Raw genomic sequence first — 10,413 nt, 5'->3', positions numbered from 1 at the left:
ATGGTTTTTTGAGACAATGATTTATCTTCGTGAAGCAGCGTCTGGTCGAGATCGACGACGACACATTTGTATTTCATTAGAACAATCCCCCTTATAATCATTGAGTATAGCATTTCAAGCCTCAGGGAACAAGCGGCAAAAGGCGGTGTCATGCCCTAATCATGGTATAATGAATAAAACTGGAAATTTGCGGACAGGAGGGATATGTTCATGATTGAAATTCGTAAGGCAGAAGCGGAAGATCGGGAAGCCGTTGCCCGGCTGATCGAACAGCTGGAGGAAGCGCCGATGGATCGGGAAGTTTTTAACGGTGTTTATCTGGAAAATTTGAATAACCCGCAGATTGTGTATCTGACCGCGCTGTCAGAAGGAAAAATTCGCGGCTTTGTGAGCGTGCACGTGCAGAAGCTGCTTCATCACATAGCGCCGATCGCGGAGATTCAGGAGCTGGTCGTCGACGAACAAGCCCGCGGTCAGGGCCTGGGAAAGTTGTTATTCGGGAAGGCGAAAGAAATCGCGGCGCAGGCAGGCTGTCCGCAGCTGGAATGCGCGTGCAATCAACGCCGGACTTCCAGTCATGCCTTTTATAAAAAGCAGGGAATGACGTGCCGGCATTTTAAGTTTACGCTGCCGCTCAGACCGACCGATGTGAAAGCAATATCAGACCCGAGTGAGTCATCGGATTGTTCGTTGACACGGGCTGATCGTGAAAGATCAGCGTCATCCATGCGATAGAAAGAGGGGAAGAAACGATGCTTCAGGAGTTTTTCAGTCCTTCAGCGCAGGCGTTTTTGCGTTATGAGGAAAGGCCGGGAACCGGCCCGGCGCTGATTCTGATTCACGGAATTGGGTGTACCGGCGGCCTGGATTATTCCCAGGTGGCTTCCGCACCGGCCTTGCGGGGAAAACATTGCGTCCTGATCGATTTAATCGGCGCGGGCGAAAGTGAGAAACCGCGGGAGTTTACCTATACCGTCGCGGCTCATGCGCAGGTTCTGACCGAGCTGATCCGCGAGCGGTTCAGCGGTTCTGTAATTCTGTATGGTCACAGTCTCGGCGGGCCCATCGCATTAAGCGCCGCAGAAAACTGCCGTGCCCACGTCCGGGGCTTGATTCTCAGCGAAGCGAATCTCGATCCCAGTCCATCCGATCAGCCCAGCTACAAAACGGCGCAGTTCAGCGAAGCTGTATTTGTGGAAAAAGCCTATCCCCATCTGTTCGACACGGTAGGAAAACCCCATGGAATTCCGCCAACCTGGGCCCTCACGCTGCGGACCTGGCTGCCGGAAGCGATGCACCGGCTTTCCGTGGATGCGGTGCGGGGCGGAAAGCCGTCATGGCGGCAGCGTCTCTATGATCTGGATTGTCCGAAGACGTTTTTGTTCGGGGAGAAATCGCTGCCGGATCCGGATGTCGAGGAACTGGCTCATCATGGCATCAGCGTGCGCATTTTGTCCGGCGTCGGTCACAACATGGCGTATGAGGATCCATCGCTTCTGGCGCAGGCGCTGGCCGATTTTCTGATTCAGGTTGAAAGCGATTGAGAAAATGCGCCTTGACGATAAAAACAATAGGCATTATTGAAGATGACTCCACGATCAGCGATCGGATCGCGGACCTTTGACCGGCCACGCCTGTCAGGGGATCTGTGCTATTTGTCTGTGCCTGGTGAATCGGTGAGAATTTCCGGATGGGAATAGCATAAAGAAGAAAAAAGACTGGAACGTTTCGGTTTTTACCTTTCACGTTACAGTCTCTTTCTTTATTTTCAGCCTATAAACTGTTGTAATATTCGATAGCGAACTGAACCGCTTTTACCAGTCCGTTGGATGTTTTTGTCGCCCCGGCAACCGCATCGACGGAATCCGGCGCTTCCTGATTGTCGATCAGCTTCTGAATGAATTCTGAACCTTCCGCAGTTAACAGGCCGCCGACCGTATCGGTTTCCTGATCGTCACGGACTGTGATCGCCGTGATTTTTTTCGTGCTGTCATCGAAGCTGACATGCGTTTCAATTTCTCCGGCATAGCCCTGCGTCACGACTTCCACCGTAGTGACACCCTCCGCGGTGCTGTGATTGGTGACGCCTTCAAATAATTCGCCATGGATCGCCATGTAGACCATCCGCTGGAAATCGCCGACAAACGCGATGGTCGCGCCGGTGATCGTATCACGTTCCTCGATCGGCTCGCTCTGCTGGTTTACTGTTTTGAACATTTCATAGACGTCTTGAAGCGTCATGTTGTTAGCCAAGATGTAATCCGCGATCGCGTCGATCTGTTCGCCATAGCTGCGTCCGCCATGGAAGCCGGCGAAGGAAACACGCTTTGTGCCTTCCACAAACGCGCCGTCTTTATAGAGATCAAAAAGCGCAAGCAGATCCTTCAGCGGCGTATCCTCCGTCAGCTGAAGCTTGGCTTCGTTGGCCAGATATTGATAAATCATCAGCGAATCTTCCATGTTCAGCTGTTCGCCGGTGTAGTTGGTGATTGTCAGATCCTTAAACGTCGAAGCGTCGGTCAGATCCTTGCAGACGGCGGTGATCATGTACTGTCCGAATTTCGTTTCATAGCCGTTCATGCCCAGATTTGTCAGCTCAAAGCCATCGCCGGTTTTAGTCACAGCGGCGTCGGAGACGTTCATCTGATAGCCCATGATGTCTTTCTTGGAGTATTCTCCTTCCAGTCCCTTGTTGCGGATGATATCGAAGTTCAGTTCGGTGATGATGCCGTCGGTCGTTTTACCTTCAAAGATAAACGTGTCGTTTTTCGGCTTGCCGGCCGAGGTGGTGCCGACCATTTCATATTCGGCGGAAAAGCTTTCGACCACAGGAGCGGTAGATTCCTCTGGCGTCGGCGTTGGCGTATCCTCCTTCGGCGTTGAAGCGCAGGCTGTCAGGCCCATGGCCATGGCGCAGGCAGCCAGGATCGCGAGCAGTTTTTTCATTTCTTAAATCCTCCCTTTGTTTAACTTTTATCATATTTGAAAAATAAAAACAACTTGTTAGCGGATGAACGAACTATTCTGAAGCAGGAACATAAATTTCTGGTTTAAAAGCTTAAACCGCGGGACCATCGTTTCCAGAATTTGTGATGACTCTTTATCAACGGTTTGTCCAGGCGAAGCGGAAACGCAAGGATCAGGTGAAATTGATGAATTAAAAAAGATCCTGCACTTCAGGCAGGATCCAGGTAAAAGGGAGGGGATTATTGGCCGTGACTGATTTTAAGGAGAGAAGCAGTGAGAGGATGAGCAGGAAAATTGGAAATTATTCTGTCAGCGTGGTCGGATAGGAGGAAATTGCGCCTTTCTGCTGGATGCTGGCGGCGCAGAAAGCGGCGCTGGCCCGGAGGTAGCGGCGCAGCTGTTCTGGGGAACAGGCAGTCAGATCGCTGACCTGATCGCGGGCGCATTGATAAAGGAAGGAGCCGATAAAGCCATCCCCCGCCCCGGTCGTATCCAGCGCTTCTACGGATAAGGAAGGTTCGTAAATTTCCGCGCCGCGCGTCAGGGCATAAGCGCCCCGGCTGCCGCAGGTATACAGCACCAGCTGCGTCCGCTCGGTAAACAGGAACGCCTTCGCTTTTTGCAGATCCGTCGTTCCGGTGATGAATTCCAGCTCTTCGTCGGATATCTTGATGATCTCCGCCTGCGGCAGAAATTCCCGCACCGCTTTTTGACAGGCTTGGGCATCGGGCCACAAGGGCAGGCGGATGTTCGGATCGAAGCTGATCAGCGCGCCTTGTTCGCGAGCCATCGCGATGGCCTGCCTGTGAGCCTGGCGCATTGGAAAATCGCCCAGGCTGACGCTGCAGAAATGCAGGAAGCCGCAATTCTGGAAGCCTTCTTTCCGGAGCTGGTCCGGCCGCATCAACATGTCTGCGCCGGGTTTGCGGTAGAAGCTGAATTCCCGGTTGCCATCCGCTTGCAGAGCGACGAAGGCCAGCGAGGTGTTGGCCGCGGATGTCCGCTCGATCATCGTCGTATCGACGCCATAAGACGCTAATTCGCTGACGATTTTATCGCCGAAGCCGTCCTGGCCCAGCTGCGTGATCATCGCACTGGTTCCGCCCAGGCGGGCAAACGCGCCGCAGACGTTGCACGGCGCTCCGCCGACATGCGGCTCAAACGACGCCACGTCCTGAAGCCGGCCGGTCTGGGCGGGGATGAAGTCGATCAGCGCTTCGCCGATCGCAATCAGTTTTTTCATTCGGAATCCCTGCTTTCTATTTCAATTCGCGGCGCCTGATACAGCGTAAAGTCACAGCTGGCGGCGACATTGCGGACGGAACCTTCAAAGAAACAGCGCGAGGTCAGGCTGACATCGCCGTCATTGATGAAAATTTCAACACTGGAGACGTCCATATACAATTCCAGACTGTCCAGTTTGTCCAGCTCGACATGCCGCTGAGTCCGGCCGCAGCCGCATTGCGAACAATCCAGCGTCAGTAAGCCGTTTTCATAAACAAGTTTCAGGCCGTCGATCGTTAAGGTCAGCGCCCCATGCGGGCAAGCTTTTAAAACGAAGGTCTCCGGCGCCTTCGTCTGCCTGACGGTTTTGGTCAGAGCTGGCCCGGCCTGCAGCTCTTCAATGACCCGCTGCTTCAGCCGGCCGTCTTCAAAGCGCAGCTCGCGCGGTAAGGTCAGCGCATGCATCCAGGTTTTTGTCGGTATCGTATAGTCCGTGTCCGGCAAGCCCATCCAGCCGATCAGAATCCGCCGGCCGCGAGGATCCAGAAACGTCTGCGGCGCGTAGAAATCGAAACCGTGATCGAGCGTGCGGTATGTTCGTGCTTCATCGCCATGGAGGATGAAATAGCCGTTGTCGTAAACATTTTCATAGTGATAACCCTGACGCTCTAGCCCCTGCGGACAACAGAGCAGCACATCGGCTTGATCAAAATGAAGCAGATCCGGGCATTCCCACATATAGCCCATCTTCGCGGCGGAACGCAGCACGGCATCCAGCCGCCATCGTTGTAAATCACGGCTGCGGTAAAGCAGGGCGCAGCCTTCGTCGTCCAGCGTGCGCGCCCCCAGAATCATTTCATAGCCGTCGGCGGTTGGATTGACCTTCGGATCGCGGACATGGCACGAGCAGAAATCCGGATAATCGGCGTTGGTCAGCACGACCTGTTTCTGATCAAAGCGCAGCCCGTCTTGACTGACGGCGTGGATTGTATTGTGCTGGCGGCCGGAGCGGATGTAATCGTGATCGCCCGGTTCCTTGACGTTGCCGGTGTAGAAGAGGTGCAGCTGCCCGTCCAGCGAAAGCGCGCTGCCGGAATAAGCGCCGTGCGATTCAAAGCGTTCCACCGGTTTGACCGCCAGACCGCAGTCGGTGTAATGGCGGAAATCGATCGTTGTGAAGTGTCCCCAGCACTTGCGGCAGCCGCCGGTCAGGCTGTCAGGATCCGCTTGATAATAGATCTGGATTTTCCCGTCATGGACGCACAGCCCGTTGGGATCGTTCAGCCATCCCCGCCGGGGCGACAGATGATAAGTTAAGCGGTAATCGGTCATTGTTTGTCTCCTAAGGTGATGATCGGCTGGGCTTGCGCTGCTTCACCCTCAAAGGTCCAGTGAAACGGTGTCGGCGCGGTGAAGATGCAGCAGATTTCCGTCGAACAGCCCTCGTCTTCGATCTGTTTCAGATTCATGATTGCCAACGGTTCCCCGGCGCGGACGTTCTGGCCTTCCTGAACGAGAATCGTGAACGGTTCGCCGTTTAAGCTGACGGTATTGATGCCCATGTGGATCAACATCTCCACGCCGTCCTCGTTGACCAGTCCGATTGCGTGTTTGGTCGGAAAGATGAATTTCACGGTGCCGTTGATCGGCGCGCAGACTTCTCCGCAGGTTGGGAAAACCACGAAGCCGTCGCCCATCAGCTTTTCACTGAATGTCCCATCAGTGGACTGCTCGATCGGTTTTACCATACCGGCAGCCGGTGCTAAGAGCGTCTGGTTGTCCACCGCGGGAAGCGCGTTCCGTTTGTCTGTCTGCGGTTTTGTATTTCCAGTTGGGTTCTGTTGCTTTTTCGTGAAGACCAGCGTCAGGATGAAGGCGGTGACCATGCTTAACGCCAGCCCGATCGCAAAGTGCAGCCAGTCGGCCGGACGGATTGAGATGAAGCCCGGCAGGCCCGCGGCGCCCAGCGCGACGGCTAAGACATGGTGGAAGGCGACGTAGGCCGAACCCACAGCGGAACCGATGATCGCCGCGTAAAACGGCGTTTTCAGCTTCAGGTTGACGCCGAACATTGCCGGTTCGGTGATCCCCAGCAGCGCGCTGATTCCGGAAGCCGAACACAGACTTTTCAGCTTGGAATCTTTAGTTGTTGCCAGAACAGCCAGCACGGCCGCACCCTGCGCAACGTTGTTCATGGAGGCGGTGACAAAGATGAAGCTGCCGCCGGTGACTGCGGTTTCCGCCAACAGCTGCGTTTCAATCGCGATGAAGCTGTGGTGCATGCCGGTTAAAACGATCGGAGCGTAGAACAAACCGAACAAACCGCCGCCGATGAAGCCCAGCGAATGATACAGCCACGAAATCCCGAAGGCCAACAGGTTGCCGGCGGTGCGCATGATTGGTCCGACCGCAAGGAAGGTGACAAAGCCGCAGACGAGAATTGAAATTAGCGGCGTCGTCAGATTATCCAGCCAGCTCGGTGTGATTTTATGCAGCGAGGTTTCCAGTTTGGCGAGGAAGAACGACATCACCAGAACCGGCAGCACCGTGCCCTGGTAGCCGACCGCTTCGATCGACAAACCAAACAGATTCCATGTCGGAACGAGCGCGCCGGTACCATAGCTGTACGCGTTCATCAGTTCCGGATGAACCATGATCATGCCCAGGACTGCGCCCAGGTAAGGATTGCCGCCGAATTTCTTCGTTGCGCTGAAACCGATCAGCACCGGCAGAAAAGTAAAGGCGGCGTTGGAAAACAGGTTGATCATGGCCGCCAGATCAGCGAACTGCGGAGCCAGCTCGATTAAGGTTTTTCCACTGACAAATAAGCCTTCGGCGGTGAAGATATTGTTGATGCCCATCAACAGGCCGCCGGCGACAATCGCCGGAATGATCGGTACGAAGATATCGCTGAGCATCTTGATGAAGCGGTTGATCACGCTGCCCCCGGCTTCCGCTTTGGGCTGCGGCTGGACAGGCTGGCTGCCGGTCAGCTTCAGGACTTCGTCACAGACCTGATTGACGGTGCCGGAACCGAAGATGATCTGAAACTGCCCTTTGGCGTTGAAGACGCCCTTGACGCCTTCAATTTCGGCGATCGTGTCGGCGTCGATTTTGGATTCGTCCAGGCAGGTTAAACGCAGCCGGGTCGCGCAGTGCATGACGTTGCTCAGGTTTTCCCGGCCGCCGACGGCGGCGACGATCTGAGCGGCGATGGATGGATAATTCATAGTTTCTTCCTCCTTGTGGTACCGTTCCCATAATTAATATAGACCTGTCATTCGGAAATGTCAACAGGAAATATGGGAACGGTACCATATTTTTTAATAATCGTTTATTTTTATCGTTTTCCCTTTCTTTCAACTTGGCTTTTCTCCCATTTTCGGCGTTGATTTTTTTATCATGATCTGAAGGACGGTGAAAAAAAGCGGGCTGTGCCCTTCATAGCGACAGGGGAAAACAAAAAAGCGCTATCGGTCGATAACGCTTTCGCCTTCGATTAAAGTATACCCGATCTTAACGGATTCCACCGGATTGCCCGCGATCAGTTCGAGAATCAGCTCGGCGGCGGTGCGGCCTTCCAGCTCATAGTCGAAACGCACCGTGGTTAACGCCGGAGTCAGGACTTCAGAGACATCGTAGCCGCCAAAACCGACTAACGATACATCCTGCGGAATCCGCAGCCCTGCGCTGTGCAGTTCCTTAAATGCGGCCAGCGCCAGATTGTCCGTTGCGCAGATCAGACAGTCCGGGCGGTGCGTTTTGAGGTATTCCCGCACAACCTGACGGGAGGTCGCAAAACTGAAATCGGTTTCCAGAAAATCAATCCGGGAAAGTCCGGTTTCCTGTAAGCCGTCCAGAATTCCCTGCTTGCGCGTGATCCCGACGGCCTTATCCGTTTCGCTGACGCCCAGCAGGCAGACCGCTTGATGATGAGTCTGTCCGATCCGCAGTCCAACCTCGCGGCCGGCTTCGTAATCGTTCAGTGTGATCGTGACGACGTCCGCCATTTCCTGCGCCAGCACGATCACCGGCAGGCGCAGCTTATGGATGATCCGTTCATGTTCCGGCGTGATCTGCGTGGCTAACAAAATAATTCCCTCGACGTTCATCCGGCTGAAGCTTTCCAGACTCGACAGCTCGCGGATTTCATTGTGATTTGTGTTGATCAGCAGCGGCGTATAACCCGATAAGCGCAGCTGCTCGTCCAATGCCGTCAGCACCCGCGCACTGGTGCGGGAATCAATCGAGGGCGTGATCACCCCGATCTGATAGGAATGCCGGGCTTTCAGCGTCTTCGCTACGGAATTGGGCTGATAGTGATATTCCCGGCAGACCGCTTCAATCCGCAGCCGCGTTTCTTCTTTGACATAACCGCCGTTAAAGTAGCGGGATACTGTGCTTTTGCCTACGCCCGCAAACTCGGCGATTTCCTTCATCGTTATTTTCGTCATTCTGTCGTCTTCCTTTATGCGTTTCATCATAGCATAACCGCCGGGCCGGATTCAAGGCATGTGGGTTAAACCTGCGGCGAAGAGCCGATCTATATTGATCAATTTCTAAACTGAGGGCAAAGGTATGATCGTCTTGTTTTCAAGCGGCATAAGGGTAAAAATGTGATGCTGCATCAGAATCGAAGGGAAAATCAGGGTTTTGTCATTTCGCCCTGGATTCACACTTCCCCTTCACTTTGCAGCGTCGTGACTAATTCTGGGTGTCTTAGCGGACGTCTTTTCCTTGTTGCCTGTTCGCTGAAGCGTATAGAAAGTTTTGGCGCCTGTTTGCGGTTTAAAAGATAAAAAAACGGGAAGAAGCTCAGAACAGAAGAAAAGCGGGTTCGGGTTGCCATGGGAAGCAAGTGGACGGAAGCGGCCTGTGCAGGCAGGGGAGCATCGCCATGGGAAAGAATAAAAAAGGACTCGATCCGCAGAGAGTCTTGCTTGACAATGCAGGATAAATTGGCTATTCTACCATTGTTAGAATAACCTAACATATTTTTTAAACTTGTAACCGATTACAATGGAAAATGATGTTTCCGACCTCTGTTTTTTTATTCTCAAACACGGTAAAATAAAACGGTCTTGTCCCCTGCGACAGGAAATCTTACAAACAGTTATAGGAGGATACTATGGAAGACTGCTACAAGGGATTTGTTGAAGGCGTCTGGTCCCGCGAGATCAACGTCCGCGACTTCATCCAGAAGAACTACACCCCGTATGACGGCGACGATTCGTTTCTGGCGGGGCCGACGGAAGCCACGCTGAAACTGTGGGATCAGGTCATGGAGCTGAGCCGCCAGGAGCGCGAAGCCGGCGGCGTCCTGGATATGGATACCAAGATCATCTCGACGATTACTTCCCACGGCCCGGGTTATCTGAACAAGGATCTGGAAAAGATCGTCGGCTTTCAGACCGACAAACCGTTCAAGCGTTCCCTGCAGCCTTACGGCGGCATCCGCATGGCGCAGAAAGCCTGCTCGGACAACGGCTATGAAGTCGACCCGGAGATTGTCGATTTCTTCACCGTCCACCGCAAAACTCACAATGCGGGCGTGTTCGACGCCTATACCCCGGAGATGCGGGCCTGCCGTTCCAGCCATGTTATCACCGGTCTGCCGGATGCTTACGGCCGCGGCCGGATTGTCGGCGACTATCGCCGGATTGCGCTGTATGGCGTTGATCGTCTGATTGAAGACAAGCAGCATCAGAAGGATTCGACGCGCGTCATCATGTATTCCAACGTCATCCGTGAACGGGAGGAACTGTCGGAACAGATCCGCGCGTTACAGGAGCTGAAAAAACTCGGTGAAATCTACGGCTATGATATTTCCCGGCCGGCCAAGGATACCAGGGAAGCGATCCAGTGGCTGTATTTCGGCTATCTGGCGGCCGTTAAGGAACAAAACGGCGCGGCGATGTCGCTGGGCCGGACCTCGACCTTCATTGATATCTACGCTCAGCGCGACCTGGACAACGGCGTTTACACCGAGGAAGAAATCCAGGAATTCATTGATCATTTCATCATGAAGCTGCGGCTGGTCAAGTTTGCCCGTACCCCGGAATACAACGAACTGTTCTCCGGCGATCCGACCTGGGTCACGGAATCGATCGGCGGCGTCGGCATCGACGGCCGGCATCTGGTCACCAAGTCTTCCTTCCGTTACCTCCATACCTTAAAGAATCTGGGCACCGCGCCGGAACCGAACCTGACGGTGCTGTGGTC

Annotated in this window: 8 protein-coding genes; 3 read left to right on the top strand and 5 right to left on the bottom strand. The window is 54.1% G+C overall.

The features are described from left to right. The first annotated feature begins 210 nt into the window (after positions 1–210). Both AC5OW4_RS12495 and AC5OW4_RS12490 read left to right on the top strand, forming a co-directional pair. A complete protein-coding gene (locus AC5OW4_RS12495) occupies positions 211–735 on the top strand; it encodes a GNAT family N-acetyltransferase (RefSeq protein WP_072684641.1) in 525 nt (174 codons plus the stop codon). 17 nt (positions 736–752) lie between these two features. Next, a complete protein-coding gene (locus AC5OW4_RS12490; RefSeq protein WP_072684642.1) occupies positions 753–1,544 on the top strand; it encodes an alpha/beta fold hydrolase in 792 nt (263 codons plus the stop codon). A 229-nt stretch (positions 1,545–1,773) separates the two neighbouring features. Here AC5OW4_RS12490 and AC5OW4_RS12485 read toward each other — a convergent pair whose 3' ends face one another. The 5 genes from AC5OW4_RS12485 to AC5OW4_RS12465 all read right to left on the bottom strand — a co-directional run bounded on the left by AC5OW4_RS12485 (position 1,774) and on the right by AC5OW4_RS12465 (position 8,645). Next, positions 1,774–2,946, bottom strand: a complete 1,173-nt coding sequence (locus tag AC5OW4_RS12485) for an FMN-binding protein (protein WP_072684643.1) — start codon at positions 2,944–2,946, stop codon at positions 1,774–1,776. 322 nt (positions 2,947–3,268) lie between these two features. Further along, positions 3,269–4,210 carry a carbohydrate kinase family protein gene (locus AC5OW4_RS12480; RefSeq protein WP_195396998.1) on the bottom strand — a complete coding sequence of 314 codons (942 nt, stop codon included), beginning with the start codon at positions 4,208–4,210 and terminating at the stop codon, positions 3,269–3,271. Next, positions 4,207–5,523 (bottom strand): glycoside hydrolase family 32 protein, encoded by a 1,317-nt coding sequence (locus AC5OW4_RS12475; protein ID WP_195396999.1) that lies wholly within the window; start codon positions 5,521–5,523, stop codon positions 4,207–4,209. The genes AC5OW4_RS12480 and AC5OW4_RS12475 overlap by 4 nt, the downstream gene beginning before the upstream one ends. After that, a complete protein-coding gene (locus tag AC5OW4_RS12470) occupies positions 5,520–7,421 on the bottom strand; it encodes a sucrose-specific PTS transporter subunit IIBC (RefSeq protein ID WP_072684646.1) in 1,902 nt (633 codons plus the stop codon). Before AC5OW4_RS12470 ends, AC5OW4_RS12475 begins: the two co-directional genes overlap by 4 nt. Before the next feature lie 240 nt (positions 7,422–7,661). Further along, entirely contained in the window at positions 7,662–8,645 is a 984-nt protein-coding gene (locus AC5OW4_RS12465) for a LacI family DNA-binding transcriptional regulator (RefSeq protein WP_072684647.1), read from the bottom strand. Between the two features lie 674 nt (positions 8,646–9,319). Here AC5OW4_RS12465 and AC5OW4_RS12460 point away from each other — a divergent pair. Continuing rightward, positions 9,320–10,413 (top strand): pyruvate formate lyase family protein (locus AC5OW4_RS12460; RefSeq protein ID WP_493677023.1); only part of this gene is annotated, 1,094 nt, incomplete at its 3' end.

The sequence above is a fragment of the Holdemania sp. genome (assembly GCF_986127675.1).
The sequence above is the reverse complement of the archived record's forward strand: the minus strand, read 5'-3'. Positions and strand labels throughout refer to the sequence as shown.

Excerpts from the sequence above, each read along its gene's own strand:
- AC5OW4_RS12495 (WP_072684641.1), top strand. The coding sequence starts at position 211 with ATGATTGAAATTCGTAAGGCAGAAGCGGAAGATCGGGAAGCCGTTGCC.
- AC5OW4_RS12490 (WP_072684642.1), top strand. The coding sequence starts at position 753 with ATGCTTCAGGAGTTTTTCAGTCCTTCAGCGCAGGCGTTTTTGCGTTAT.
- AC5OW4_RS12485 (WP_072684643.1), bottom strand. The coding sequence starts at position 2,946 with ATGAAAAAACTGCTCGCGATCCTGGCTGCCTGCGCCATGGCCATGGGC.
- AC5OW4_RS12480 (WP_195396998.1), bottom strand. The coding sequence starts at position 4,210 with ATGAAAAAACTGATTGCGATCGGCGAAGCGCTGATCGACTTCATCCCC.
- AC5OW4_RS12475 (WP_195396999.1), bottom strand. The coding sequence starts at position 5,523 with ATGACCGATTACCGCTTAACTTATCATCTGTCGCCCCGGCGGGGATGG.
- AC5OW4_RS12470 (WP_072684646.1), bottom strand. The coding sequence starts at position 7,421 with ATGAATTATCCATCCATCGCCGCTCAGATCGTCGCCGCCGTCGGCGGC.
- AC5OW4_RS12465 (WP_072684647.1), bottom strand. The coding sequence starts at position 8,645 with ATGACGAAAATAACGATGAAGGAAATCGCCGAGTTTGCGGGCGTAGGC.